At 65.5% G+C, this 26,354-nt stretch carries 25 protein-coding genes; 9 read left to right on the top strand and 16 right to left on the bottom strand.

Going from position 1 to position 26,354, the window contains the following annotated elements:
- Nucleotides 1–16 precede the first annotated feature (16 nt).
- Complete coding sequence (locus tag K359_RS52040) at nucleotides 17–817, top strand: LysR substrate-binding domain-containing protein (protein WP_245284617.1); 801 nt, start codon at nucleotides 17–19, stop codon at nucleotides 815–817.
- A 718-nt stretch (nucleotides 818–1,535) separates the two neighbouring features.
- On the opposite strand, the gene K359_RS0115355 is transcribed toward K359_RS52040, so the two are convergent.
- Nucleotides 1,536–3,110, bottom strand: coding sequence for a S10 family peptidase (locus K359_RS0115355; RefSeq protein WP_029080142.1), 1,575 nt, complete (start codon nucleotides 3,108–3,110; stop codon nucleotides 1,536–1,538).
- A 162-nt stretch (nucleotides 3,111–3,272) separates the two neighbouring features.
- Between K359_RS0115355 and K359_RS0115350 the strand changes: the two genes are divergently transcribed.
- The 3 genes from K359_RS0115350 to K359_RS0115340 all read left to right on the top strand — a co-directional run bounded on the left by K359_RS0115350 (nucleotide 3,273) and on the right by K359_RS0115340 (nucleotide 5,303).
- Nucleotides 3,273–4,052, top strand: coding sequence for an NAD kinase (locus K359_RS0115350; RefSeq protein ID WP_029080141.1), 780 nt, complete (start codon nucleotides 3,273–3,275; stop codon nucleotides 4,050–4,052).
- A gap of 117 nt (nucleotides 4,053–4,169) precedes the next feature.
- Entirely contained in the window at nucleotides 4,170–4,715 is a 546-nt protein-coding gene (locus K359_RS0115345) for a response regulator (protein WP_029080140.1), read from the top strand.
- A gap of 9 nt (nucleotides 4,716–4,724) precedes the next feature.
- On the top strand, nucleotides 4,725–5,303 hold the full coding sequence (locus tag K359_RS0115340; protein WP_029080139.1) for an Hpt domain-containing protein: 579 nt from the start codon (nucleotides 4,725–4,727) through the stop codon (nucleotides 5,301–5,303).
- A 62-nt stretch (nucleotides 5,304–5,365) separates the two neighbouring features.
- Here the strand turns inward: K359_RS0115340 and K359_RS0115335 are convergent, their stop codons facing one another.
- The 10 genes from K359_RS0115335 to folE all read right to left on the bottom strand — a co-directional run bounded on the left by K359_RS0115335 (nucleotide 5,366) and on the right by folE (nucleotide 14,179).
- Entirely contained in the window at nucleotides 5,366–6,544 is a 1,179-nt protein-coding gene (locus K359_RS0115335; protein ID WP_029080138.1) for a DUF2336 domain-containing protein, read from the bottom strand.
- A 165-nt stretch (nucleotides 6,545–6,709) separates the two neighbouring features.
- On the bottom strand, nucleotides 6,710–7,714 hold the full coding sequence (locus K359_RS0115330; RefSeq protein ID WP_035976651.1) for a transglycosylase SLT domain-containing protein: 1,005 nt from the start codon (nucleotides 7,712–7,714) through the stop codon (nucleotides 6,710–6,712).
- Nucleotides 7,715–7,803: 89 nt separating this feature from the next.
- Nucleotides 7,804–8,595 (bottom strand): c-type cytochrome, encoded by a 792-nt coding sequence (locus tag K359_RS0115325; protein WP_029080136.1) that lies wholly within the window; start codon nucleotides 8,593–8,595, stop codon nucleotides 7,804–7,806.
- Nucleotides 8,592–10,217 (bottom strand): b(o/a)3-type cytochrome-c oxidase subunit 1, encoded by a 1,626-nt coding sequence (locus K359_RS0115320; protein ID WP_029080135.1) that lies wholly within the window; start codon nucleotides 10,215–10,217, stop codon nucleotides 8,592–8,594. Before K359_RS0115320 ends, K359_RS0115325 begins: the two co-directional genes overlap by 4 nt.
- Nucleotides 10,207–10,770: a cytochrome c oxidase subunit II gene (locus tag K359_RS0115315; RefSeq protein ID WP_029080275.1), complete on the bottom strand. Its 564-nt coding sequence runs from the start codon at nucleotides 10,768–10,770 to the stop codon at nucleotides 10,207–10,209. The genes K359_RS0115320 and K359_RS0115315 overlap by 11 nt, the downstream gene beginning before the upstream one ends.
- The gene (locus K359_RS0115310) at nucleotides 10,770–10,949 is read right to left on the bottom strand and encodes a membrane protein (protein WP_029080134.1); all 180 of its coding nucleotides are present in this window, start codon (nucleotides 10,947–10,949) and stop codon (nucleotides 10,770–10,772) included. The genes K359_RS0115315 and K359_RS0115310 overlap by 1 nt, the downstream gene beginning before the upstream one ends.
- Before the next feature lie 10 nt (nucleotides 10,950–10,959).
- Complete coding sequence (locus K359_RS0115305) at nucleotides 10,960–12,174, bottom strand: cytochrome c (RefSeq protein ID WP_084518410.1); 1,215 nt, start codon at nucleotides 12,172–12,174, stop codon at nucleotides 10,960–10,962.
- 49 nt (nucleotides 12,175–12,223) lie between these two features.
- Nucleotides 12,224–12,835 (bottom strand): cytochrome c, encoded by a 612-nt coding sequence (locus K359_RS0115300; protein ID WP_084518411.1) that lies wholly within the window; start codon nucleotides 12,833–12,835, stop codon nucleotides 12,224–12,226.
- A gap of 206 nt (nucleotides 12,836–13,041) precedes the next feature.
- Nucleotides 13,042–13,470 (bottom strand): phosphoribosyl-AMP cyclohydrolase, encoded by a 429-nt coding sequence (gene hisI / locus K359_RS0115295; RefSeq protein ID WP_029080131.1) that lies wholly within the window; start codon nucleotides 13,468–13,470, stop codon nucleotides 13,042–13,044.
- 28 nt (nucleotides 13,471–13,498) lie between these two features.
- Nucleotides 13,499–14,179, bottom strand: coding sequence for a GTP cyclohydrolase I FolE (gene folE, locus K359_RS0115290; RefSeq protein WP_029080130.1), 681 nt, complete (start codon nucleotides 14,177–14,179; stop codon nucleotides 13,499–13,501).
- A gap of 241 nt (nucleotides 14,180–14,420) precedes the next feature.
- Between folE and K359_RS0115285 the strand changes: the two genes are divergently transcribed.
- Complete coding sequence (locus K359_RS0115285; RefSeq protein WP_029080129.1) at nucleotides 14,421–14,867, top strand: iron-sulfur cluster assembly scaffold protein; 447 nt, start codon at nucleotides 14,421–14,423, stop codon at nucleotides 14,865–14,867.
- Between the two features lie 21 nt (nucleotides 14,868–14,888).
- On the opposite strand, the gene K359_RS0115280 is transcribed toward K359_RS0115285, so the two are convergent.
- Entirely contained in the window at nucleotides 14,889–15,806 is a 918-nt protein-coding gene (locus K359_RS0115280) for a hypothetical protein (protein WP_029080128.1), read from the bottom strand.
- 283 nt (nucleotides 15,807–16,089) lie between these two features.
- On the opposite strand from K359_RS0115280, the gene yidD reads away from it, so the two are divergent.
- Together yidD and K359_RS63280 are read left to right on the top strand one after the other, a co-directional pair.
- Nucleotides 16,090–16,401 carry a membrane protein insertion efficiency factor YidD gene (yidD, locus tag K359_RS0115275; RefSeq protein ID WP_029080127.1) on the top strand — a complete coding sequence of 104 codons (312 nt, stop codon included), beginning with the start codon at nucleotides 16,090–16,092 and terminating at the stop codon, nucleotides 16,399–16,401.
- A 124-nt stretch (nucleotides 16,402–16,525) separates the two neighbouring features.
- On the top strand, nucleotides 16,526–16,693 hold the full coding sequence (locus tag K359_RS63280) for a hypothetical protein (RefSeq protein WP_165124368.1): 168 nt from the start codon (nucleotides 16,526–16,528) through the stop codon (nucleotides 16,691–16,693).
- 40 nt (nucleotides 16,694–16,733) lie between these two features.
- On the opposite strand, the gene K359_RS0115265 is transcribed toward K359_RS63280, so the two are convergent.
- Nucleotides 16,734–17,867 (bottom strand): MFS transporter, encoded by a 1,134-nt coding sequence (locus tag K359_RS0115265; protein ID WP_051346155.1) that lies wholly within the window; start codon nucleotides 17,865–17,867, stop codon nucleotides 16,734–16,736.
- A gap of 133 nt (nucleotides 17,868–18,000) precedes the next feature.
- Entirely contained in the window at nucleotides 18,001–19,290 is a 1,290-nt protein-coding gene (locus K359_RS0115260) for a hypothetical protein (RefSeq protein ID WP_029080125.1), read from the bottom strand.
- 230 nt (nucleotides 19,291–19,520) lie between these two features.
- On the opposite strand from K359_RS0115260, the gene thrS reads away from it, so the two are divergent.
- Both thrS and K359_RS0115250 read left to right on the top strand, forming a co-directional pair.
- Nucleotides 19,521–21,566, top strand: coding sequence for a threonine--tRNA ligase (gene thrS, locus K359_RS0115255; RefSeq protein ID WP_029080124.1), 2,046 nt, complete (start codon nucleotides 19,521–19,523; stop codon nucleotides 21,564–21,566).
- Between the two features lie 83 nt (nucleotides 21,567–21,649).
- The gene (locus K359_RS0115250; RefSeq protein ID WP_029080123.1) at nucleotides 21,650–22,213 is read left to right on the top strand and encodes a nitroreductase; all 564 of its coding nucleotides are present in this window, start codon (nucleotides 21,650–21,652) and stop codon (nucleotides 22,211–22,213) included.
- Nucleotides 22,214–22,424: 211 nt separating this feature from the next.
- On the opposite strand, the gene K359_RS0115245 is transcribed toward K359_RS0115250, so the two are convergent.
- Both K359_RS0115245 and K359_RS0115240 read right to left on the bottom strand, forming a co-directional pair.
- Nucleotides 22,425–24,908, bottom strand: a complete 2,484-nt coding sequence (locus K359_RS0115245; RefSeq protein ID WP_051346140.1) for a bifunctional diguanylate cyclase/phosphodiesterase — start codon at nucleotides 24,906–24,908, stop codon at nucleotides 22,425–22,427.
- A gap of 181 nt (nucleotides 24,909–25,089) precedes the next feature.
- Nucleotides 25,090–26,169: a hypothetical protein gene (locus K359_RS0115240; RefSeq protein WP_029080121.1), complete on the bottom strand. Its 1,080-nt coding sequence runs from the start codon at nucleotides 26,167–26,169 to the stop codon at nucleotides 25,090–25,092.
- Nucleotides 26,170–26,354 lie beyond the last annotated feature (185 nt).

Here is a 26,354-nt window from a genome sequence, read left to right as displayed (position 1 = left end):
AGCCAAGGAGTTGCGGATGTCGCCGACCATGATCGGCAAGCATATCCGGTTTCTCGAGGATCGGCTCGGCTCGCAATTGATCAACCGGTCGACGCGGCGGCAGGGCCTCACCGAGCTCGGCCGCAGCTATCTCGATCACTGCAAGCACTTGCTGGAACAGGCCGAGGCCGGCGACGCGCTGGTCGAGGAGGCCTTGAGCGCGCCGCGCGGCAAGCTCCGCATCGCGACCTCGGTCGCCTTCGGATCGTACAGCCTGGCGCCCACGCTCGTCCGCTTCATGAAGAGGTACGCGGAGGTATCGGTCGACCTCGTCCTCAGCGACAAGATGGTCGATCTGCTCGAGGAAGGGCTGGACGCGGCGATCCGTGTCGGCACGCTGACCGACTCCACCATGATGTCGCGCTCGCTGTCGCCCTATACCGGCGTGGTTTGCGCCGCGCCGGGCTATCTGGCCGAACACGGCACGCCGACCCATCCGGCGGATCTCGCCGGCCATGAATGCCTGCGTTATCCCGGCTGGTCGGACGGACAGCGATGGACCTTCTTCGGGCCGGAGGGCGAGGTGCATGTCGATGTCGAGAGCCGCCTGACCATCAACAGCGCATTCGGCATCCGCTATGCGGCGCTCGCCGGCGCTGGCATCGTGCTGATGCGCGACGAGTTGCTCGCCGACGATATCGCCGCGGGGCGGCTGCAACTGCTGCTGCCGAACTACACGACGCAAAGCCGCGCGCGCCAGATCCTGTGGCCGAAGAACCGCAAGATGACCCCGAAGCTGCGGGCGCTGATCGACTTCATCGTGGAGACGTATGGGTGACGGGGTACGGCATGCCGAGTGCGCCCCGCGAATTCAATCACTGAGTTGCCCGACGGCGCAAGCCCGCCTTACAAAATATTTCGACTTTTCGGAAGCGCAGTGTAGTGTATGGTTCGCTCGTCTCACCCGATCGAGGGGCGCTTCGCGATCGTCACGAACGCGGTGTGGGATGCGGTGGACGCTGAGATCACGACGGACGAAGCGTGATTGAGGCGGACGGTGAAGTCGTGTGGTCCTGACGCCCTAGTGGCCGGTGTCCCCTTGTAAGACGCAATTGCGTCTTGCGAAGGCGGTGACAAACAAGCCAAGTCTCGCCGGGGAGAGCACGAAGTAAGCCGTAACCCATCGCGCAGGGAAAGCCGGATTGCTCCGGTTACACCTGTGGTCCTACCCCCGTGCTTTCTACTTTTGCACGGGGCCCATGGGTGCGATCGGCACCCGGCTTTCCCTGCGCCCTCTGCTCAAGAGAGGCGGAACGAGATGCAAGACTCGGACGATTCATGTCGCGAGAATGTAGATGTGTGACTCACTGGTAGCGTAACAAATTCAGTGTCGTCCCGGCGCAGGCCGGGACCCATAACCACCGAAGGTGATTGTTGCACGACGCTAGGGCCACAGCTTTCCTCACCAACCCAATCCTGGGGTTATGGGTCCCGGCCTGCGCCGGGACGACGACAACATTTGCGGCGGACAGCGCAATCCACGCAGCCATCCCCCCTCACCTCATCAGCGCCTCGGCCTCCTTGCGGAACGCCTGGCGGGAGCCGTCGCGGGAGTAGAACATGTGGCCGCCGGGATAGACCACGAGCCTGGTGCGGCTCGGGCCGGCAAAAGCCGGCAGCTGGTCGAGGATAATCTTCGAGGCGAAGTATGGCGTGGCGAGATCGAACAGGCCGTGGCCGATCAGGAGCTTCAGCTTCGGGTCGAGCGCCAGCATCTGGCGCAGCTGCGTCACCGACTCCGCCGGGCTGATGCCGTGACCGAACTCCCAGGCCTTGTTCACGTTCTCGCTGAGCAGATGATAGGAGCCGTCCGGCCGCCAGTTCAGCTTGCGCGTGGTGAGGTCGACGGCAGCGCTGGTCAAGGGCGCCATCAAGGGATCGCCGGACGGATCGTTGAAATGGAAGTAGCTGGAATCCGGATAGGGATCGAAGCCCTCGACCGAGGCGTCGTAGCGGCCGGTCACCTTGCCGTTCTTGCGATCGAACTCGCGGCGGAATTCGCCGATGTCGAAACGGCCGGCCAGCCTGCGGCTCACCGCCTGATCGATGCCGGTCAGGCTCGCGACCCTGTCGGCGAGCCGCGTGGTGGCCTCGGCATCGGCCTGGCCCCTGACGAGGTCGAGCAGGAAATCGCTCTGCGCATAGCGCTCGACATCGGCAAGATCCTCGCGCGTCACCGCTCCCTTGGCCTGCCGCGCAACCGCCGTCATGGTCGGCAGGCTCGCGACATATTGCAGAAGGCTGGAGCCGGTATATTCGCGGAAATCGAGCACCGGCGAGATCAGGATCAGGCCGCGCGGGCCGACGCCCTGCTGCATTTGCAGGTTGCGCACCACCTTGGGCCCGCGAATGCCGCCATAGCTTTCGCCGACGACATATTTCGGCGAGGTCAGCCGGTCGTATTTCTCGAGCCAGCGGCGGATCACCAGCGCGACCGAATTGGCGTCGCCGTCGACCGTGAAGAAGCGCTTGCGCGCATCCTCGGATGTCGTGACGAAGCGGCTGTAGCCGGTGCCGACCGGATCGATGAAGACGAGATCGGTGAAATCGAGCCAGGTGTCGGCATTCGCCTGCAGCTCGGGCGAGGCCGAGGACACCGCGCCGTCGCCATCGAACGGCAGCCGCCACGGCCCGACATTGCCGAATTGCAGCCAGGCCGACGCCGAGCCCGGACCGCCATTGAACAGGAAGGTCACCGGACGGCTCGCCTTCTCGGCGCCGTCGAGCTGGTAGGAGGTGTAGGCGATGTCGGCGAGCGGCTCGCCCTTGTCGTCGAACACGCGGATCGAGCCCGCGGTCGCGCTGAAGGCGAGCGTGCGGCCGGGCAGCGCGACGGATTGCTTTGTGGTGGAGTCCGGCGGCAGGCGATGCTGCTCGGCGGCGGGCGTGCTGGCCGCGGCGTTGGCGCCGGAGCCGGCCTCACCGCGTCCTCCCCGTCCCTTCTGGCCGCTGGGAGCCTGCGCGCTCGGCGACGGCGAAGGCTGCGGGGTCTCGTCATCGGCCCGCGCCGCGGTCGCAAGACAGGCCACCAACAGCGCCGCAGCACACCGTGTCGCAAAACTGTTAGCCATGTCGTTCACTCCGTAGGCCGGCGTTTACGCATTCCACCTGGAAATTGCGCTAGCTTGGCGGCACCTGTAGGGCATGCGGTCCGTTCCCGGACCATCTCGACAACGCCGCCCGGGATGTATAGACGAGCGCGGCGTATTCCGTGCCAAACGAGTTCGTGAGCGATGGCCAGCCCCAAGCGGTATGACAAGATCGCCTTCGTCGCCAGCGCGAGCGCGGAAGCGCAGTCGGCGCTCGGCGAGCTTGCCGCGATGTACGGCAACCATCCACCCGCCGAGGCCGACGTCGTGGTTGCGCTCGGCGGCGACGGATTGATGCTGCAGACGCTGCACGCCAACATGCGCAGCGGCAAACCGATCTACGGCATGCATCGCGGCACCGTCGGCTTCCTGATGAACGAATACTCGACGCATGATCTGCGCACGCGGCTGGCGGCCTCGCGGGAGTCGCTGATCAATCCGCTCCTGATGCGCGCGACCGACATCCACGGCGCCGTGCATCTGCATCATGCCATCAACGAGGTCGCGCTGTTCCGGCAGACCTACCAGGTCGCCAAGTTGCGCATTCTGATCGACGAGCATGAGCGGATGGCGGAGTTGATGGCCGACGGCATTCTGGTGGCGACGCCGGCCGGATCGACCGCCTACAACCTCTCCGCCCAGGGTCCGATCCTGCCGATCAACGCGGCGCTGCTGGCGCTGACCCCGATCAGCGCGTTCCGGCCGCGGCGCTGGCGCGGCGCGCTGCTGCCGAATTCCGCCTTCGTGGTGATCGAGGTGATCGAGGGCGACAAGCGCCCGGTCGCGGCGGTGGCCGACCATGACGAGGTCCGCGACGTCCGCCGGGTCGAAGTCTTGTCCGACAAGACGATCGCGATGCGGATGCTGTTCGACCCCGGCCATTCGCTGGAAGAGCGCATCCTGCGCGAGCAGTTCGGCTACTGACGACGGCCGCCTTCCCCTGCTCCCCTTGCCCGGCAACCAATCATTAACCCCGGGCAGGATATGGTTAACGTCGGGTAATACCGCATTTGGCCCGGTATGCCCGTTCGGGACCGGACCATGTATCGCATCGATTTCAACAAGCTGCGATTTTTGATTTGCGACGACAATCCGCACATGCGCCGCATCCTGCGGACGCTTTTGCATTCGTTCGGCGCGCGCGAGGTGTATGAGGCCGAGGACGGCGCCACCGCGCTCGAGATGTACACCCATTACGTGCCCGACATCGTCATCACCGACTGGTCGATGCCGATCTTCGACGGGCTCGAGCTTGCGCAGATGATCCGGCAGCCGGAATCCAAGGGCAATCCCTACGCGCCGATCATCATGCTGACCGGGCATTCCGAGAAGCGCCGTGTCACGGTGGCGCGCGATGCCGGAGTCACCGAGTTTTTGGCCAAGCCGATCTCGGCCAAGGGCCTCTACCAGCGGATCATGAACGTGGTCGCCAACCCGCGCCCGTTCATCAAGACCAAGACCTATTTCGGCCCCGACCGCCGTCGCAACACCACCAACACCTATATCGGCCCCGAGCGCCGCGGCAGCGGCGAGGTCGAGATGCTGCAACAGCCGTCGCTGCTCGAAAAGGCGCGCTCGACCATCTAGGACACCGTCATGGCGAAAGACAAACCGGGGACGATCGAGGTCAAGAGCTTCGGCACGCACCATGTGATCACGCAGCCGAACCCGCTGCGCAAGATGCTGCTGCGCGTCCCCGAGAGCGATCTCGACGATCCGGTCGGCCGCGCCGAGAAGGCGCTCGCCGGGCTGTCGGGCGAATTCAAGGAATGGATGACGATCGAAGCCGATCGCCTCTCGGCTGCGCACGCCACGGTGCAGCGCGAGGGCTTCAACAAGAAGACCCGCGAAGAGCTGTTCCGGGCCGCCCACGACATCAAGGGCGATGCCGCAACATTCGGTTATCCGTCGGCGGCCGTAGCCGCCGAGAGCCTGTGCCGCATCATCGAGCACGCGCCCGACCTTAGCGCAGTGCCGCCGCAGCTGATTTCCCACCACATCAACGCGGTGCAGGCGATCGTGCGCGAGCGCACCAAGCTAGACACCGCGGTCGTTGCCGGCGTGCTGAGCAAGCAGCTCCGCGGCATCACCGATGAATTCCTGACCCACGCCAACCGCGACCGGCCCGAGCATCTCGAGGCGATCCTCGCGCCGAGCATCGCACCGAGCGAATAGCAGCGCGCCCGGCTGCCGCGCCGCGGCAGCCCTCAGCTATCCATGCATCGAAGAAACGCGGCCTAGGCCGCGACGAGATCGTCGTAAGGCAGCACCGCGACCGCGTCTTCCGCGGCGAGCTCCTCGCAGAACATCCGCGCATCCTCGCGGGCGGATTCGGTCGCAAAGCGGCGCAGCAGGATCAAGAGCGGCTCGGCCGCCGAATGGTCGGTCTCACAATGGGTCAGCACGCGCTCGACCATGCGGCGATGCAGCCGCGCTGCGCCGTCGCCGCTGTCGACATAGCCGACTTCGTGGCTGGCCTCGAGCGCGACGCGGAACGCGACATACGTCGACTCCGGCAACCCCGCGCGACGCAGCAGCGCCTGCAGGCCATTGCCGCCGCGGTCGTTCACCAGCGCGGAGACGCGGCCATAGGGCAGCCCGGACAGTTCGGCGAGCGCAGCCCCGAACAGATCGAGATTGCCCGACAGCAGCGCGCGCAGGATCAGCCCGGCGGTCAGTTGCCCGGTGGCGCGCAGATGCGTGATCAGGCCATGCATGTCGTCGCCGAAGGCGCGCGCGGCGATGTTCACCGTGGAGCGCTCGCGCGCCTCGCCGGCGATCCGGTCGGCGCGGTCGGCGCCGAGCCAGTTTCGCGCGACGACGAATTGCGCCAGCGTGTCGGAGAGCTTGGCGACCAGCGCCAGCCGCGTCGCGGACGGCAGGTCTTCGAGCTGCAGCATCGATTCCCGGATCGCCGCGAGATGGCCGTGGCGCTCGACGATGCGGTCCCAGGAGAACGGCGCGAGGCCCGCATACGGGTTCTCGATCAGCTCCAGCGCGGCCGCCGCCGAGCCGACCTCGGCGATCGCGGCGGCGACGGAGGCCGGCAGGTTGATGCGGCGCGCGATCGCGCACTGCATCTCGTCGGAGCCGGTCGCGACGATGTCGACCAGGTCGGCATCGATCAGAAGCGGTGAATGTTCCAGCACCGGCAGCGCGATCACCGGCTGATCGGCCGACAGCGCCTGCACGATCGCAGCCGGCGCCTCCGCGCTGTGGGCGAACACCTCGGCCATCGCCTGGCGCACCAGCGGCGACGGGTCGTCGAGCAGCATCAGCAGCGCGCCTTCGGCGGCGATGCGATCCTCCTCGGCGAGATCCGAAATGAGCCAGGCCCGGGCCAACGCCCGCGTCGCCTCTGCTCGCTCGCCTGCCGGAGCGGTCCTAATCCAACTAATGAACTGCCGAACGATCATGGTCCTTCCGGCTTACGCAACGAAACGGCATCGACTTACGACGCCAACTACAAGGAAAAATAAACCATGACGCTTAACAAAGGGTTCACCATAAACGTTTGGGATTATTGACGTTTCGTTAAGACGGCCGAGGCGCCACGACTTCGCGCGCGCAGCAATGCAGCGCTAGCCGCTGCTGTAGGTGCCGTTGGGGTCGCTGAACAGATCAAGCCGCCCGGGCGCGCGGACCTTTGGCGTCGCCGAGCTGGTCAGCGCGGAGGAACTGCCCCACAGCTCCTGCACCGCCGGCGAGATCGGCTGTGAACGGTCGCCGCCCTGGTAGAGCGAGCGGAACGCCGGCGCCGGCTGCGCCGATGCGACGGTCGAGGTCGCACTGACCGCCGTGGCCGAACGGGCGTCCGGGAAGGTCGAGAGATAGGACGCGGTGTCCATGGTCAGCGCTGGTGTCGGCGCCGCGCTTGCGATCGCGTAAGGGCTCATCGTGTCGCCGCCCGCCGCGGCAAACGCGGTGCGCGTATCCGCCGCATTCGCGGCCGCGGCGTAGCGCGTGGTCAACACCGAATAGACCTGCGAGACGCTGCGCGCGCTGCCCGACTTGTCGTAGAAGATCGACTGGTTCGCCGCCGCCGCCTTTGGAAACATCGCAGCCGCACTGGCGCTCGGACTATCCTCGGCACTCGAGATCAGCTTGCCGGCGCCGCCCACGCCCATGAAGTGAGCCATGTAGAGTTCGGCATCGGTCGGGCGACGGCCGAGCTTGTCGGTGAGCTTGAAGCTGTTGGATTGCGCCAGCACCGCCGCCATCGACGACGACGCGTCAGGATCATCGCGCAGCTTCATGATCGCATTGCGCGCGGTGGGATCGCTGACCGAATAGCTGCCGTCGGAATTCTTGGTGATGGCGTCGGCATACTGGCCGTAGCCGAGCTGGCTTCCGGCCTCCTTGACGGTGCCGAACCAGGTCTGGTCGATGAACTGATAAAGCCCATGCGCCGACGAGGTGGTGGCGCCGGCCCGCGGATTGAAGTTGGATTCCATCTTCGCGGTCGTGAGCAGATATTCGAAGCTCGTGCCGGTGGTCGCGGCCGCCTGCTTGATTGAGCTTGCAACTTTCAGGCGCGAGGAATCGACACCTGCCGCAGCCGTGGCATTGTAGAGGTCGACTGCCATCGATCCGGTGCCTTGCAGGGCGCCGGCAATCGGCACCCATGTCATGCCAACCTGCCGTAATTATGGTTAACGGCGCGTTAACATGCCGCTCAGGGCTGGGCCTCGTAGTAGTGCGCGACCTGGTCGATCTCCTCGGCCGTCATCTGGCGGGCGATGTTGCGCATCTGCTGGCTGATGTCGTTGCGCCGGGCGCCCGACGCGAAGGCGTCGAGCTGCGCCTTGATGTAGACCGCCGACTGGCCGCCGAGCCAAGGGCTTCCCGCCTTGTTGTCGATATCGCCGTGGCAGGAGCCGCAGGGCGGGATGTTGCGCATCGGGGCGCCCGTCACCACGATCGCCGGCGCGGCGCGCCCGGTATCCAGATTGTTCGAAGGCACCCGCGGCAGATAGGCGTAATAGGCTGCAACGTCCTTCATGTCCTGATCGCTCATGGCTGCCGCGAACGGGCTCATCACCACGCTGACCCGCGCGCCGGTCTTGAAGTCGGCGAGCTCTTTGTACGTCACCGCGGCAAACTGCCCGGCAAGGTTCGGTGAATGGGCGTCGCTGACGCCCTGCGGTCCGTGGCAGATCGCGCAGCGCTGAGCCAGCGTCGCACCCCGCCCGATCGAGACCTGATTCACCTTGGTCAGCATCTCCGACGTCATGACGACATTGGAGGTCTTGAAATCCGGCTTGACGCCAGCCTCCTGCACGGCGGCGCGCGGAACACCGGCCGCGCTGCAGATCGCGTCCCAGACGCCGGCAAGCTTGAGATCCGGTTGCGCCAGCGGCAACCAGATCAGGCCCGCGATGGCCGACAGCACGGCGATCGCGACCGTGATGCCGACGCTGGTGGCGAACCACGGGTTGCGAAGCGAGAACAGCGGCTGATCGCTCATCGGCCCGCTCCGACGTAGACCGCAGGCACGCTGGTCTCGTTCAGCGCCATCAGTTGCGCGATCGGGAAACCATAGTTCACCACGGTGAGACCGACCATCAATGCGAGCCACAGGCCGAACGAGTTGAGCGCGACCGGAATCCGCGCCGGCATGTGCAGCGGCACCGCGAAGCGGTACGCGCCGGCCTCGCCTCGCGCACCGAATTGCCCGCGGATCAGCACCAGCAGGAACAGAAGGCCCGAGATCAGCAGGATGAAGCCGCCGATCGCCGACATCGTGACCGACAAGGCCTGCGGTGAGATCGCCGGGTTGGCATAGTCATAATACGCCATGCGGCGCGGCATGCCGAGAATGCCGACATAGTGCCATGGGAAGGTGGTCACGATCATGCCGATGAACCACAGCCAGAGCTGCGTGCGCATCAGGCCAAAGCTGTCCAGCGCACGGCCAGTCAGATGCGGCCATAGATCATAGGCGATGGCAAAGTACATGATGACGATGGCGCCACCGAAGATCAGGTGGAAATGGCCGGTGATCCACTGCGTATTGTGCACGCTGGCGTCGAGCTGATAGCTCATGTTGATCAGGCCGCCGGCGCCGCCGAAGCCGAGCATGACCAGCGACAGCGCCGTCGCCAGCATGATCGGATTGGACCATGGCAGAGCGCCGATCCAGCCGAAGGCGCCGCGGCCGCCGCGCAGGCGGCTCGCAATCTCCGCCGACGCGCAGATCGTGAACACCGTAAGCAGCGTCGGCAGTGCGACGAGGCCGGTGAACACCGAGTGCATGAACTTGAATCCGGCGCCGACCTGCGGGTCGGCAAACAAATGATGCACGCCGATCGGCATCGCCACCACGACGAACAGGATGAACGAAATCCGCGCCATCGGATCGCTAAAGAGCCGGCCGCCGATCGCGCGCGGGAAGATCGTGTAGTAGGCGATGTAGGTCGGGATCAGCCAGAAATAGACAATGGCATGCAGGGTCCAGGAGAAGAAGACGCGCGCCAGCCCCGCATCGATCGTGGACTTGAGCCCGAGCGCCACGGGCAGGATCTGGAACAGGATTTCGAGCGCCGCACCGACCGCGGTCCAGCCCCAGAGCAATGAGCCCGCGACATTGGCATACATCGCAAGCGGCACCGGCTTGCCGGGGTTCTCGCGCTTCCAGATCACGAAGTTGATGACCATCAGCGCGACCCAGATCCATGAGCCGACCACGACCATGACGACGCCGATGTAGTAGAAGGGATTGCCGACCATCGGCGGATAGAAGGTGTAGAGCACCGAGGCGAGCCCGAGCGACACCGGGATCATCGCGACAACGGCGCCGACGGCGACCAGGAAGAAGCCGACCCAGGCCCAGCGTCGCCCAATCAGCGCCTTCTCCAGCGCCGCTTCGGTGATCGCATAGCCGAACCCCATCGCGATCAGCGTCGGGAATACGTATCCCATCGCCGAGCCATGGGCGGTGACCGAGCGATAGTAGAACTCCGGATTGAAATGCCAGGCATTCAACGGGCTGCGCACGAACATCTGCCAGGCACCGAGCACCAGCGCCGCGCCGAACACGATGAAGGCGAGCCAGAAATGCGCCGCTATCAGCCGCTTGTTAGTCAACACAGGTCAGCCTCCGCTTCGATGCCGTCATGTCGCGGAACGCGTTCTTGTCGACCACCTTGACCTTGCCCCACATGCCCTGGTGACCGATGCCGCAGAATTCCTGGCACGGCATCATATGATCGCCCGGCACCTTGAAGCGCACCGGCAGGTCCGTGACGTAGCCCGGCACCAACATCGTGTTGACGTTGGTGCCCTCGATCAGGAAGCCGTGGACGACATCCGCGCTGGTAGCGCGGAGGGTGATCGGCGTCTCCGCCGGCACCACGATGCATTGCGGCGTGAAGGAATATTGCTGGCCGATCGCACGCACCGTGACCGAGCCGTCGGCCTCCACGGCAGTGCCAAGATTGCTCTCGATGAACTCGCCGGACAGATGCAGCGTCTTGGGATCGGCGGTTTCGACCCGGCCCTGCGGCATCGTCGCCTGATGGATGCCGATATAGGCCGCCATGCCGACCAGAAGGCCGACAATGACGATCGATAGCGTCGCCCAGCGCCGCTCGATCCGCGCCGCAACGGCCTCGCCGGCGCTGTGCTCCGTCTCGGTCGCCATCAGGGAACGCTCCGCGGCAGGAAGACGAACAGGTAGAATGCAAACCACAATCCGACCACGACGGCCGTCGCAATGCCTGCGACCGCGATCGCGCCGCCCGGACCCGCGCGCACGATGGTCTCGACGGCCTCGTCTTCGGAGCCGGATGCCGGCGGTTGCGGCGAAGATGAGTTGATCATGATCGCGCCTCTAGTTCAGCGTTGCCGCACGCAGTTCGTTGGCCTGCCGCGCCGACACCGGCTCGCCGCGATTGCCCCAGGCCGTTCGAATGTAGGTCACGACGGCCGCGACTTCGTCGTCCGACAGCTTCTGCGCGAACGGCGGCATACCGTGGGGCATCGGATTGCCTGCTGTGCCCGGCGGATAGCCGCCATTGAGCACCATCCGGATCGCGTTGACCGCCGAGACCATCTGGATCGACTGGTTGCCGGCGAGCGGCGGATAGTCCGGCGGCATCCCCAGCCCGGTCGCGCCATGGCAGTTGGCGCATTCGCGGTCGTAGAGCTGCTTGCCGAAGGAGAGCAGCAGGCTGCTCTCGGCTGTCGGCAGCGGCGTGGACGCCTTCTCCGGCGACGTACCCTGCGCAAGGCCCTTCAGATAGATCGCCATCGCGCGCACGTCGTCGTCATTGAGATATTGCAGGCTGTTGTAGACGACCTCGGCCATCGGGCCGTACACCGCGCCCTTGGCGGAGACGCCCTTGCGCAGATAGTCGACGATCTCCTCGAGCGACCAGTCACCGAGTCCGGCCTCCTTGTTCGAGGTCAAGGATGGGGCGTACCAGTTCTGCATCGGGATCAGGCCGCCTTCGAAGGCCTGCGACTGCGAGCTGCCGCCGAGCGCATTGATCGCGGTGTGGCACATGCCGCAGTGGCCAAGGCCCTCGACCAGATAGGCGCCCCTGTTCCACTCCGCGGATTTGGTCGGATCCGGCTTGAACTCGCCTTCCCTGAAGTACAGCGTGCGCCAGCCGAGGATCAGCGAGCGGTTGTTGAACGGGAAGGTCAGGTCATGTGGCTTGTTGAGCTGCTTGACCGGCGGCACGGTGCGCAGATAGGCGTAAATCGCGTCGCTGTCCTCGCGCGTCACCTTGGTATAGGAGGCGAACGGCATCGCCGGATAGACCAGGCCGCCATCGGGGAAGCGGCCATTGTGCATCATCTGGTAGAACTGGTCGGACGTCCACGTGCCGATCCCGGTCTGCGGGTCGGGGGTGATGTTCGAGGTGTAGAGCGTGCCGAACGGCGTCTTCATCGGAAGGCCGCCGGCGAAGGTCTTGCCTTCGCGCGCGGTATGGCAGGCGATGCAATCGCCGGCACGCGCGAGATACTCGCCCTTGGCGATGACGGCCGGATCGGCTGCCTTCTGCTGCGCCAATGCCGCGATCGGCGACAGCGCCAGCATCAGCCCGACAAGCAGTCCTGTGGAGGTTCGCGACATCGGCACGATCCCTTCAGTGCGGTTCGCTGCCGCATTCGAGCGGCATCGGAAGGCTGCCTCGCGGCGCGAAGGACGGATCGGCTGGTGCCGGCCGCGATGACAAATAGGCGGCCACCGCCTTCACGTCGTCCTCGGTCAGGAGGCCTGCGACGATCTGCATGCAATCGGGAGCGAGCGCCGTCCGCGTGCCGTAACGCCAGCCGCCGAGCTGGCCGCTGATATAGGCCGCGCGCAGGCCCAACAGTCCGGGAATGCCGGGCTCCATCCCGCCCAACGTAGCACCATGACAGGCCGCACAGGGTGGAATGCCGTGCTGCGGATCGCCGTTCTTCACGATCGATTCGCCGCGCGCCAGAATCTCCTTGCTGTCGACCGGCGGGACCGGCGGCGGAAATGGCGGCCTGAGCGAGGCAAAATACTCGGCGATCTTCTTCAGGTAATCGTCGGTCTGAAATTCCAGCAGGTAGTTCATCGGCGGATATTTCCGCCGTCCATCCCTGAACGCGATCAGCTGATTGTAGAGATAGCCCGCCGGCTTGCCGGCCAGCCGCGGGAAATAAACGTCGCTGGTGCCCTCGCCTTCAGCGCCGTGACAGGGCGCGCAGGCGAGGACGCGCGCGGCCATCGTATCCGGCGCACGCTCCGCCGTTTGCGATTGCGCGATACCGATCGGCAACACAACCCAAGCGATAAACGCAAAAAACGGTATCGGACGGTGCGCCACAGTTCATCCCCCAGCGCGACGACGATGCGCAATTACTTGCACACGGCCGAGCAGGAGGCAACGAAGTGCACCACTTCGACGCATCGCATTTGATTTAGATCAACGCTCTATTTGCGATAGACCTGCGCCGGATCGAACAACCGCTCGGCATCGACAAAGGACAGGCTGACTTCGCCGCCCTCGCCCTTCACCGCGCGATAGAAGCAGGAGCGCCGTCCGGTGTGGCAGGCCGCGCCGATCTGCTCGACCTTGAGCCACACCGCGTCCTGATCGCAATCCATCCGGATCTCGACCACGCGCTGGGTCTGGCCCGAGCTCTCGCCCTTGCGCCACAGCGCATTGCGCGAGCGGCTGTAGTACCAGCCTTCGCCGGTCGCGATCGTCTTGCGCAGGGCTTCGTCGTTCATGTGCGCGACCATCAGCACATCACCGGTCGCGACATCGGTCGCGACGCAGGTCACGAGACCTGCCGCGTCGAATTTGGGCTGGAAGTCCAGCCCCTCTTCGCGGTCGTGATCGTGGCTCGATGCGGACACGGAAAACCTCGCTTAAGAAAACGCGAGGTTACCGGCTCGGTCCTCGCACCAGGGACAGGAAACGCTGCTGCTCGGCCGGATTGTCGCGGAACATGCCGGTGAAGCGGCTGGTGAAGGTCGATGCGCCGTGCTTGGCGACGCCGCGCACCGACATGCAGGTATGCTCCGCCTCGATCAGCACCGCAACGCCGCGCGGCTTCAGGACCTCGTCGATCGCAGCCGCGACCTGGGCGGTGAGATGCTCCTGGGTCTGCAGGCGGCGGGCGAAAATGTCGGTCAACCGCGCCAGCTTGGAGAGACCCACGACGCGCTCCACCGGCGTGTAGGCGATATGCGCCCTGCCGTAGAACGGCATCATGTGATGCTCGCACTGCGAGGTGAATTCGATGTCGCGGACGAGGACGAAATCGTCGTAACCCGCGGTCTCACCGAAGGTGCGGTTCAGCACTTCGGCCGGGCATTGATGATAGCCCTGATAGAGCTCGTCATAGGCCTCGACGACACGACGCGGCGTGTCGAGCAGGCCCTCGCGGCCCGTATTCTCGCCGATATAGCTGAGCAGCGTCTTCACGGCCTCCTCGGCCTCTGCCCGCGACGGGCGCAGCTGGTCGGCACGGACGGCCGCCGCCATGAATTCTGAGGGGTCGAGCTCGCTGGCTTTCGCGTCGGTCGGCTTGTTGGGGCGGATCGATTTGATCAAGGCGTCCATGTCTTCTCCGTTCGACCGGCCCTGGCATTTGCCCTCGGGGCCGGATGTGTCACCGGGCAGACGGGGCGGATCATCGAGCCGCCGGGCGCCTGAGTCCCATCGTTATAGCACCGCCGCGGCGGAGGTGGGCCGCGGCGGCCGCATGGCCGGGCTATGTTTCCGGCGCTGCCGTCCATATATAGGACGGTGAAACCCAGCCGCCAAGAGCGCCCGGCGCCGCCGGAACCAGGCATCTGTCCCCATGCTGAACGACATTTACAACAAGCGGATCATCGAGTTGGCCGGCAATATTCCGCGCCTCGGACGGCTGGCCGAGCCGGACGCCAGCGCCACCGCCCACTCCAAATTGTGCGGTTCGACCGTCAAGGTCGACCTCAAGATGGACGGCCCGGTGGTGACGGACTTCGCCCATGACGTGAAAGCCTGCGCGCTCGGACAGGCCTCCTCCTCGATCATGGCGAGCCATGTGGTGGGCTCGACGGCGGACGAACTGCGCGAATTGCGCGAGACCGTCCGCAAGATGCTGAAGGAAAATGGTCAGCCCCCGCAGGGCGGCAAATGGGCCGACATCGCGCTGCTCGAGCCGGTGCGCGACTACAAGGCCCGCCACGCCTCGACGCTCCTGACCTTCGATGCCGTGGTCGATGCGATCGGCCAGATCGAGGCCAAGGCAAAGCAGCCGGCGTAGACCCTACTGCCAGTCTAAACCTTACTGCGACGGCTGGACCGGCGCCGGCGCGGCGGTGCCGCCGGTCGGCACCACGGCCTCGGCGGTCTTGGTCGCCTTCGCGACCTGCGGCGGCGCCTCACCTTCCATCGCGCTGCTCACGAAGCGATCGGCGTTCTTCGGCTTCGCTTCGGCGACAGGGATCGCACTGTCCTGCCGCGGCAGCACGTCGGCGACCGCATCCGTGGTGACGAGATTGGTCAGCCGCAATTCGGCCGCCGACAATTCATGCAGGTCTTCCCACGGCGGCACGCTGAGCGCGAGCGACAGCAGCTCACCGGCGCCACCCATATCGAAGGTGTACTTGGCAAGGCGGCCGATATCGCGCTCGACGATCATCAGGTCCTGGGCGGTGTAGCTCGCGGCCTTGGCATCGTCGGCGCGGTCGCCCATCCAGATCTGATGCACGCGGACATGGGCGGCCGGCGGAACGTAGCGCGTCTTGCCCGACAACAGCAGGAACGCGCACATCGATTCGCAATAGGCATCCGGCAGCACGCTCGCGCGGTCGCCCGCCGCCGCCTGATCGACGATGCTGGTGCCGACCGTGGTGAGCACGCCGAGACCGCGGAAGCGGCGGCCGAGCGCGATCGCGTCGTTGACCGAGCCGCCGCTGGAGTCGAGCACGATGGTGGCGCCGCTGAGCTGGCGCCCGCGCGCGAACTCGTCGAAATCCTTGGGGCTGTCGGCCGTGATGATGCCGACCGCCGACACCCAGCCCCGGCAATTCGGCTGGCATGCGATCCAGCTGAACTTCATCGGCAGCTTGCGTTCTTCGAGGGTCGAGCCAGCCTGCGCCGAATGACCCGGCGTCGTCACGGAACCGGTAGCTGCGAAGCAAAGGGCAACGGCGCCGATAAGCGCCCGACTGCGCGACGAAAGCGAGTTCACGAGCCTCAATTTGGTTCCTTCCCCCAAGCCCCTGGTGACGCGAGCGGCGGCAATGGCCCCATGGCAATGCGCCGCGATTCTGTCATCGGCGCGTTATGAGAACGGTAGCGTTGCTGACCCGGACCGTCCATAGAGCCCTTTGCTGCAGCGCGACCCGCGCTGTGCGATAATTGCGAACTGTGGCGTAAATATCTGCAACAGAACAGTTCCTTGGCTTGGAACCCCCGCAAGACTACGTACATACTTGCGTATGCCGCCGACAGATCATTCAACGTCACACCATCCGCGATGCATGGACTGTGCCACCTCCATGCGCCGCCTGCCGCGCAACTTCGGACGCGCCTTGATCTGGATCTACCGGCACACACTGTCGCCGCTGGTCGGCTACAACTGCCGGCATCTGCCGACCTGCTCGGTCTATGGCGATGAGGCGATCGAACGCTTCGGCTTGTGGGGCGGCGGGTGGATGACGCTGGCAAGACTGCTGCGCTGCCAGCCCTGGGGCACCTCCGGGATCGATAACGTCCCGCAGACGAGGCCCCCCGGGGCGCATTGGTATTTGCCCTGGCGCTATGGCCGCTGGCGCGGCGTCAACGAGGGTTGACGGGCGTCAACGAGAATTGAGGAGTTGCTGCGGCGCTCCTAAACGCGGCACGCATAGCTGTTCCGGCGGAACTGTGGCGAGACTTGCCGCATTGTTTCGTTGCCCCCTTGGGGAGGAAACAACAATGCGCTGGAAAATCAGCGACAACGGTCACGATCCCAGGCAGATCGATTTGCTGGCCGTGCTTGCCTTGCTGGTCGTGATCGTCGCGGCCTACGGCTACTTCACCCACAATCCGAACAAGCCGAGCACGACGGCGTTCATCGTGCCGAGCCAAAGCGTGAAGTGGTGACGCGCCGGCTCGGCCGAAGACATGCGTCGAAACAGCAAGCTCACTCGGCGGCAGCGCGCGCGGCCGACCGCGGCCGCGTGATGAGCACAACGGCAAGGGCTGCGGCGACGAATGCCGTGGCCACGTAGCCCGCACTGAGGAGCCATTCGCGCGCGAACAGCAATCCGCCGATCGCGGAGCCGATGGCCTGGCCGATATACAGCACCGAGGTATTGAGCGAGACCGACGCCGCGGCGAGCGCCGGCGCCGCACCGACCAGGCGCACCTGCTGCATCGAATTGGTCGACGCGAAACCGAGGCCCCACACCGCAACCGAGGCCGCCATCAATGCATAGGCGCCGGCGCTCAGCGCCCAGCCGGCCACGCCGGTGAGAAGCAGGCAGGTGAACAGCACCGAGGTCTTCCAGGCGCCCCAGGAATCCACGATGCGCGTTGCGATCGCGATGCCGACGAAGCCGAAGATGCCGTAGAGGCCGAACACGAAGCCGATAGCGTCGGCATTGGCGCCGGTCAATTTGGCGAGCAGCGGCCCCATGAAGGTGAACACCACGAACTGGCCGGACATCTGCAGTGTCGTGATCGACAGCAGCAGGATGACGGTCGGGTTGCGGCCGAGATCGGCCAAGGTCCTCAGGTCGACCGGCGCGCCGTGCAATCCGCCGGGCAACCGCCACCACAGCAGCAGGCAGCTTGCGAGCCCGGTCAGCGCGATCGCGCCGTAGGTCGCGCGAAAACCGTAACGGCTTGCGATGAAGGTGATCAACGGCAGCCCGATCGCAGCCGCAAGTGACCAGCCGAGGAAGATATAGGCGATCGTGCTGCCGCGCCTCTCCACCGGCACGATCAACGCCGCGGTGCCGGCCGCCTGCGGCGTGTAGAGCACGCCGACCGCGAGCATCACCATGCGGATGATCAGGAGACTGTTGTAATCCGGCGCGAAGGCGGATGCTGCATTGGTCAGCGTCAGCACCAGAAGCGTCGCCGTCAGCAGCGCGCGCCGTTCGACCCGGCTGGTCAGCCACGCCGTCACCGGCGAGCCCACGCACAGCACGATCGCGCCGAAGGTGATCAACAGACCCGCGGTGTGGATCGTGACGCCGAGCCCGCCGGACAGTTCCGCCAGCATGCCTGCCGGCGCCAGCACCGAGCAGCCGGTGACGATATTGCCGAGCATCAATGCGGTGGGAGCGAAGCGTTTCACGCCGCGTTGATAGCAGACCGCAAAATCAATGCAACTGCATCTAAATGCATGGCACTTGACCGATAAGCCACGTGATCGATCGCGCGCCTTGCACTCCCCCTTGCGCTCACGGCGACGGCGATGCCGCCGGCGTGGCGTTGACGCTCGGCGACACAGCGGCCGGGAACGCGCTCGCAGGCTTCGGGCCGGCAGTTGCCGCCGGGCACGACGCCAACAGCTGCGTCCATCCCTGCTCCAGCCCCGTGGTGTCGATGTCGAATGTCACCAAGCCGGGCTTAGGGTCAGACTTAGGATCGGATTTGGCATCGGATGACGGTGTGCTCTCGCCGACCTGCAGATGCGGCGCCGCCAGCATCGCCTTGACGGTGTCCGAGCTCACCGCGTCGCTCCAGACTTCGTATTTGCCGAACCGTGCCGGCAATCTGCCGAATGCGACCGTCTTGTCGGCGCCGGCCATCATCACCACCGTGCTCTTGCCGGCGGCGCCCTCGTCGAACTCGCGCACGAACATCAGCCGCCCGCGGTCCTTATTCTCGCAAAGCAGGCGCCACTCCATCATGCGGAACGCGCTGCCGTCGCCCTTCTTCTGCTGCGCGATCTTGCGCACATAGGGCCGTGTTTCCTTCTCCACCGCCCACAGGGTTTCCGGCGATGGCCGCGTATCGATGCCAAATCGATAGAGCTCCGGCCGCGTCAGCACATGCAGGTTCTCATATTTCACGGTCCGGATCAGCTCGCTGAGTTCGTGGCTGATCCCCATCGCGGCGAGGAATGCGTTGCGGTCGCGATCGGCGCTCACCATCTCGCGCCGCCTGAAGTCCGCGACGACCTGCGGCGGCGGATGCCCGTGAACCACGAACATCAGCTTGGAGTTATGCACCGCGACCACCGAATCGGGCGCCACCTCGCGGCTGGTCGCGCCCAGGAACAGATAGGCGCAGGCCGAAACGCACATCGCGTTGCGCGTGGTGAGTTCGGCCTCGACCTCCTCCTTCGCACTCTTGATCTTCAGGCAGGCGGCATCGACCTGCGTGCCGGTGGAACATGCCGGCACGCTGCTGCGGCCGACCCGGGCGACCGCCTTGCGGGCGCGCAGCAGCCGCGCGATCGCGTAGGACTGCTCGACGTTGCCGCCCGGCGAATGAAGGTAGATCGGAAGCTGGGTGTCCTTGACGCCGGCGAGGAAACGACGAATCCGCGCCGCGGCGTCCCGATCGATCTCGCCTTCGATGGCGATCCAGCGATCGCAGCCGGCGCCGCAGGCGTTAGCCGGTCCCCTGGCAAGATAGATCGTGAGCCGCTTCGCAAATCCGGCCTTCTCGACCGGTGTTTCTTCCGCCCGCAAAACGGCGGGGATCAGAAGCAACGCCACGAAAAACAGGAGACGGGAAAACATGAACCTTGCGGATCGCGCGATGGCGGAAAACGGGCTTTTCGACGTTAGACGATGATGGCCGCGGTCGCAATGTTGGGCGGCATCCGGCGCAGACAAGCGCCCCTCGATTCGGTGCGGCCAGAGGCCCATTTTCTTGATATTGCCGGATTGCAGGCGCCAAATCCCCTGCTATACCGCTGCTTTCCCGCTTACCTGCGCTCGTTCGCAGGAGTGAGCTCCAGGAGCCTTCGATGACTGATACGCCCAAATCCGAATCCGGATTCCAGTACAGCCTCTCCAACCTCAAGCCCGCAGAACCCTTGCACAAGATCGCCCTCACCTTTCCAGACGGGGCGACCCGCGAATTCGCCCGAGGCACCACCGGCCTCGACATCGCCAGGGGCATCTCGCCCTCGCTCGCCAAGCGCACCGTCGCGATGGCGCTCGACGGCACGCTTGCCGATCTCAACGATCCGATCGAAACCGACGCCAGGATCGAACTGGTCAACCGCGACGACCCGCGCGCGCTGGAACTGATCCGGCACGATGCCGCGCATGTGCTTGCCGAAGCCGTGCAGTCGCTGTGGCCGGGCACCCAGGTCACGATCGGCCCGGTGATCGAGAACGGCTTCTACTACGACTTCTTCCGCAACGAGCCGTTCACGCCGGAAGATTTTGCTGCCATCGAGAAGCGGATGCGCGAGATCATCGCCCGCGACAAGCCGTTTACCAAGGAAGTCTGGGATCGCGAGAAGACCAAGCAGGTGTTCCGCGACAAGGGCGAAGCCTTCAAGGTCGAGCTGGTTGACGCGATTCCCGGCAACGAGCCGATCAAGATCTATTTCCAGGGCGACTGGTTCGATCTCTGCCGCGGCCCGCACATGACCTCGACCGGCAAGATCGGCAACGCCTTCAAGCTGATGAAGGTGGCGGGCGCCTATTGGCGCGGCGATTCCAACAATCCGATGCTGACCCGGATCTACGGCACGGCCTTCGCCAAGCAGGAAGACCTCGACGCTTACCTCAAGCAGATCGAGGAAGCCGAGAAGCGCGACCATCGCAAGCTCGGCCGCGAACTCGACCTGTTCCACTTCCAGGAGGAAGGCCCCGGCGTGGTGTTCTGGCATCCGAAGGGCTGGACCATCTTCCAGCAGCTGATCGCCTATATGCGGCGCCGGCTGCTCGGCGACTACAACGAGGTCAACGCCCCGCAGATCCTCGACAAGGCGCTGTGGGAAACGTCTGGCCACTGGGACTGGTACCGCGAGAACATGTTCGCGGCGCAATCCGCCGGCGATGAAGCCGAGGACAAGCGCTGGTTCGCGCTGAAGCCGATGAACTGCCCGGGCCATGTGCAGATCTTCAAGCACGGGCTGAAGAGCTATCGCGACCTGCCGCTGCGGCTCGCCGAGTTCGGCGTGGTGCATCGCTACGAGCCGTCGGGCGCAATGCACGGCCTGATGCGGGTGCGCGGCTTCACCCAGGACGACGCCCATGTGTTCTGCACCGAGCAGCAGCTCGCCGAGGAATGCCTCAAGATCAACGACCTGATCCTGTCGACCTATGCCGATTTCGGCTTCGACGGCGAGCTCACGGTCAAGCTCTCGACCCGGCCGGAGAAGCGGGTCGGCACCGACGAGATGTGGGATCACGCCGAGCGCGTGATGGCGACCGTGCTGTCGGAGATCAAGGCCAAGGGCAGCAACCGGATCCGGACCGAGATCAATCCGGGCGAAGGCGCGTTTTACGGGCCGAAGTTCGAATATGTGCTGCGCGACGCCATCGGCCGCGACTGGCAGTGCGGCACGACCCAGGTCGACTTCAACCTGCCGGAGCGGTTCGGCGCGTTCTACATCGACCATGACGGCTCGAAGAAGGCGCCGGTGATGGTGCACCGCGCGATCTGCGGTTCGATGGAACGCTTCATCGGCATCCTGATCGAGCACTATGCCGGCAACTTCCCGCTCTGGCTGGCGCCGACGCAGCTTGTGGTCACGACCATCACCTCCGAAGGCGACGAGTACGCCAAGGTGGTGGCGGCAGCGGCGCGCCGCGCCGGCCTGCGGGTCGAGATCGACCTGCGCAACGAGAAGATCAACTACAAGGTCCGCGAGCATTCGCTGGCCAAGATCCCGGCCCTGCTCGTGGTCGGCAAGAAGGAAGCCGAGACGCATTCGGTCTCGGTCCGCCGGCTCGGCAGCGAGCGCCAGACCGTGATGCCGACCGACGAGGCGATCGCCGCGCTGGTCGACGAAGCGACGCCGCCGGACGTGAAACGGGCGCGATCCGTCGCCTGATCTTCACAATCGGTCTAAACTGGCTTTCGTTGGCCTGGTCGTGCCCCCATCTTGGGGGCACGACTCCCCTGAAGGACATTTCCGTGCCCGATGCCATTGAACTGTTGAAGACACGCCGCTCGATGAAACCGCGCGAGATGACCGGGCCCGGCCCGTCCGCGGCCGAGCTCGAGACCATTTTGACGATCGGCGCGCGCGTGCCCGACCACGGCAAGCTTGCGCCGTGGCGCTTCATCGTGTTCGAGGGCGATGCCCGCTCGCGCGCCGGCGACGTGATCGCAAAGGTGTTCGCCCGGAAGAATCCCGGCGCGCCGGCCGCCGACATCGAGGTCGAGAAGAAGCGTCTGACCGATGCGCCGCTGGTAATCGGCGTGGTCTCCTTCACCAAGCCGCATCCGAAGGTGCCGCCGTGGGAGCAGGAATTGTCGGCGGGCGCCAGCGCAATGAACATCGTGACTGCGGCGACCGCGCTCGGCTACGGCGCCTGCTGGCTGACCGGCTGGTTTGCCTTCGACCGCGACGTGCTCGACGGTCTCGGCCTGAAGCCGGACGAGAAGCTCGCCGGCCTGATCCACATCGGCACGCCGACCAGACCGAGCGAAGATCGCCCGCGCCCGGCGCTGTCGGATATCGTGACGCGGTTTTAAACGGCGCGCGGCCCTGTAGCCCGCATGAGCGCAGCGATATGCGGGAACACTCTTCCCGGGTGTCGCTTCGCTCACCCGGGCTACGAGGTCCCTCGTCATTGCTGGGTCGCGTCATTGCCGGGCTTGCCCCGGCAATCCATCAAGACGTGAAAGTTCTTTCGAAAGAGGATCGATGCCCGGGTCAAGCCCGGGCATGACGAGTTGAACGCAGCTACGCCGCCTTCGACGTGCGCGCCGCAAAGCCGCTCAGCAGCGCCGCGATCTCGCCCGCCGGCCTCGCCGCGCTGAACAGGAAACCCTGCACCTCGTTGCAGCCTTCGGCGCGCAGCTGGTTGAGCTGGTCCGTTGTCTCGACCCCTTCCGCCGTCGTCGTGATCTTGAGGCTGCGGCCGAGGCCGGAGATCGCGCGCACGATGGCGAGGCAGTCGGAGCGCCGCGCCAGATCCTTCACGAAGGAGCGGTCGATCTTGATCTTGTCGAACGGGAAGCTGCGCAGATAGCTCAGGCTGGAATAGCCGGTGCCGAAATCGTCCATCGAGATGCTGACGCCGAGCTCGCGCAGCTGGTGCAGGATCGCGAGGTTGGCTTCGGTCTCCGCCAGAAACACCGACTCGGTGATCTCGAGCTCGAGCCGCCGCGCCGGCAGGCCGGAATGCGCCAGCGCCGAGATCACGGCCTGGACCAGATGGCGGCTGCGGAACTGCACCGGCGACAGATTGACCGCGACCTTGACGTCGGAGGGCCACTTGATCGCCTCCGAGCAGGCTTCGCGCAGCACCCATTCGCCGAGCGCGACGATCAGGCCGATATCTTCCGCAACCGGGATGAACTCCGCGGGCGAGACCATGCCCTTTTGCGGGTGCTGCCAGCGCAACAGCGACTCGAAGCCGCTGATGCGGTCGGCCGCGATGTCGACCAGCGGCTGGTAGTGCAGCTCGAACTCGCCGTTGTTGAAGGCCGCGCGCAAATCGCGCTCCATGTCGCGGCGCTTCTGCGCCTGCTGGTCCATCTCGGGTTCGAAGAAATGGTGCACGCCGCCGCCCTCGGACTTGGCGCGGTACAACGCCATGTCGGCATTGCGAATCAACTCTTCGGAAGTCGTGCCGTCGCCCGGCGAAAGCGCGATCCCGATGCTGGCGCCGACCACGACTTCGAGCCCGTCGATCCTGTAGGGCGCACTCAGCACGTCGATCAGTCGTTCGGCAAAGCCGCTCGCCTCGTTCGGCGACACGTCGGCGGCAAGCACGACCGCGAACTCGTCGCCGCCGAGACGGGCCGCCACATTGTCGTCGCGGACCACCTCGCGCAGCCGCTCCGCCACCAGCTTGAGCAGCCGGTCGCCCATCGGATGCCCGAAGGAATCGTTGACGTTCTTGAACAGGTCGAGATCGAGGCACATCACCGCAACGCGCTTGCTGCTGGGCCGGCCCCGCTCCAGCGCCTCGCGCAGCCGCTGCTGGTAGAAGTCGCGGTTCGGCAAATTGGTGAGCCCGTCATGGTGCGCCATGTGCGCGATCCGCGCTTCGGCGGCCCGGCGCTCGGTGATGTCGACCACCGCGACCAGATAGCCGTCGCGGCCCTCGAAGGTCACCTTGCGTCCGAAGGTCAGCACGTGGATCTCGGTGCCGTCGGCCCTGATATGCCGCCAGTCGCGGCTCGATTGATAGACGTCGCCGATCTCGCGCAGCGCCGCGCTGTGCACGCTCCACTCATCTTCCGGCCAGATCTCGCGCAGCGTCATGCCAAGAAATCGGTCGCGGCTGTAGCCATAGTGCTGAACGGCGGCGTCGTTAACGCTGAGGAATTCCATCGTGTCGGCGGCGAACACCCACATCGGCATCGGGTTGTTCTCGAACAGCAGACGGAACGACTCTTCGCGCCGCTTCAACGCGGTGACGTCGGAGACCGTCAGCGACAGCATGTCGCCGAACGCTGTGACGCCGAGCCGCAGACAGCGATCGCCGCTGTCGATCTCAAACTGGCCGCCAGGACCGCTTCCGACGAATCGACGCAGACGGTTCATCACCAATGGCGCCGCAAGCGGATTGCCGCCGGCGCTGAGCCGGCGCCACAGCAATTCGGTCGCGGGCTGCATCAGCAGCCTTGCTGCGCCCTGGTTGAGATGCACGATCTGGAAGTCGGCCGGCTCGCCCCGCGCGTCGCGGATCGCGGCAAGCGACAGCACGCCCTCGTCGGCGGTCGAGAAGATCGTATCGAGAAGATTGTACTGCGCATTGCGCTCGTTGACATAGACGCCGACCAGGATGCCGCCCCAGCGCGACCGCGTCGGCAGCGCCAGCACGTCGAAGGTCCGCACCAGGCCGTCGCGCACGCAATGCGCCGACGCGAGATGGGGCCTGCAGTTCTCGCGCGCGTTCGCGGCGGCTTCGGTCAACGCGGTCGCGCAGTCCGGCGGCAGCGCGCTGAGCGGAATGTCCCAGCGCTCATCGTTCAGCCAGGTCTGGACGTAGCGGCCGGTGTGAGACACGCTGAGCACGCCGTCAACGTTGCGCAGCAGCACGATGTGATCCGCGAGCCGGCCGAGGCTGCCGAGCATCACGTCCTCATAGTGCGGCAGCTTTTCGCCGGGACAGACCGCGGCCTGCCACTTGCGCTGCAGAACCGGAACGTCGGCGAACATCTCCGAATTGAACTTGGCCGATGTCGTTGCTGATTTCTTGTTGGCCATGATCATGGCACGCCCCGCTCACGCAAACGCTAGTCCCCGTGGCATCCAAGTCATGCCGCGGCTTAACGTCATGTAAAAATAGCGAGGCCGCGCGTCGCGGCGAGCGATTGTGACGGCTCAAATTCGTGCGATGGTTAGTTCGGATTAGAGACTATGACAGCTGCATGAAATACAGCCCCGTCAGGCGTCAACGCGCCACGACCTCGACTTCGCCATCGACGCCGTTGACGACGTTGAAGGGACGTTCGAACACCTTGCCCTCGTTCTTGGCGATCGCGCGATACTCGCCTTCGGACAGCACGACACGCGGGAACGCGCCGATCGATTCCTTGATCACGTCGCCACCCGGCGTGATCACCGACCATGCGGTGTTGGCGAGCGCCTCGCCGCCCTTCTCGCTGACCAGCTTGAGCGTGATGACGGCCGCGCGATGGGTGACGGTGACATCGGTCAGCTTGCCGGCCGCGACACGGATGTCGGAACGCACCACCGAGTTGGCGTCACCATAGTTGGAGATGATGTAGTAGGTGCCCTCGGGCAGCAGCGCGACGTCGCCGGCGGCGACGTTGGGCACCAGCGCACCGCGATCCGAGCCGTCGAACTGGCTGCCCTTGTAGATCGCGAACGAAATCTGGTTGGCCGGGATCTTGCTGCTGCCGACCCGGCCTTCGATCCGCAGGCCCCCGGCCGGGAGCACGAAGGACTCGCGGTCGGTCTCCGACTTCAGGCTGACTGCGCGCACCGCGCTGACGAGACCGAGCGCGACATGGACGACGTAATTGCCGGGCGGCAACACGAGGTTGGGCGTCGCCCCCCGTTCCTCGCGGATCAGCTTGTAGGTGCCGTTGTCGTCGGGCTTGTCGGCGAACACCCGCCACACCAGCCCGGCATTGATCACCGGCAGGTCCTTGCCGTAGCGCGCCATCAGCGACAGCACCGCCTGCCCCGCAGTCGGCGCGGCGCCGGCCGGAGGCGCCGCCGCCGGCGGCGTGGTCGCAATCGAGGGCTGGACGATGGTCGGCTGGGTCAGCGGACCGGGCAGAACGGGCCCCGAGCCGGCCCCGGAGGGCGGCGCCAGATTCAGCGCGGGGCCGGACGGCGCCACCTCGGGCACTGAGGCCGGCGGAATCGGCGGCGGCCGGTCGCTGAAGAATTGCGCCGAGACGGAAGCGGGGATCAGGGCGAGCAAAAATGCCGCAAGCGCCAGCAGCGGAAGGAGCCGCGCGCCCCGCCCGCATCCGCCGATGCCGTTGCCCCTCGAAGTCATCACCATGCTTTTCAACGAAAACGCGGCAAATTCAAGCCTTCGTCCAAGGGGCGTCCAAGGCTTTGTCACAGTCCCGGGGCCGCCGTCCCCCATTTGGAACCGGCCGATCAAGCCGATGTTAGCCGTAAGGTCGCGGTCCAGTCACAATCCCTGCCTACCGCGATCGGGCCGGGCATGAATTATGC

Origin of the sequence: Bradyrhizobium sp. th-b2 (genome assembly GCF_000426785.1) — a bacterium.
Lineage (GTDB): Bacteria > Pseudomonadota > Alphaproteobacteria > Rhizobiales > Xanthobacteraceae > Bradyrhizobium > Bradyrhizobium septentrionale.
This window is presented reverse-complemented; position numbering and strand designations above follow the sequence as displayed.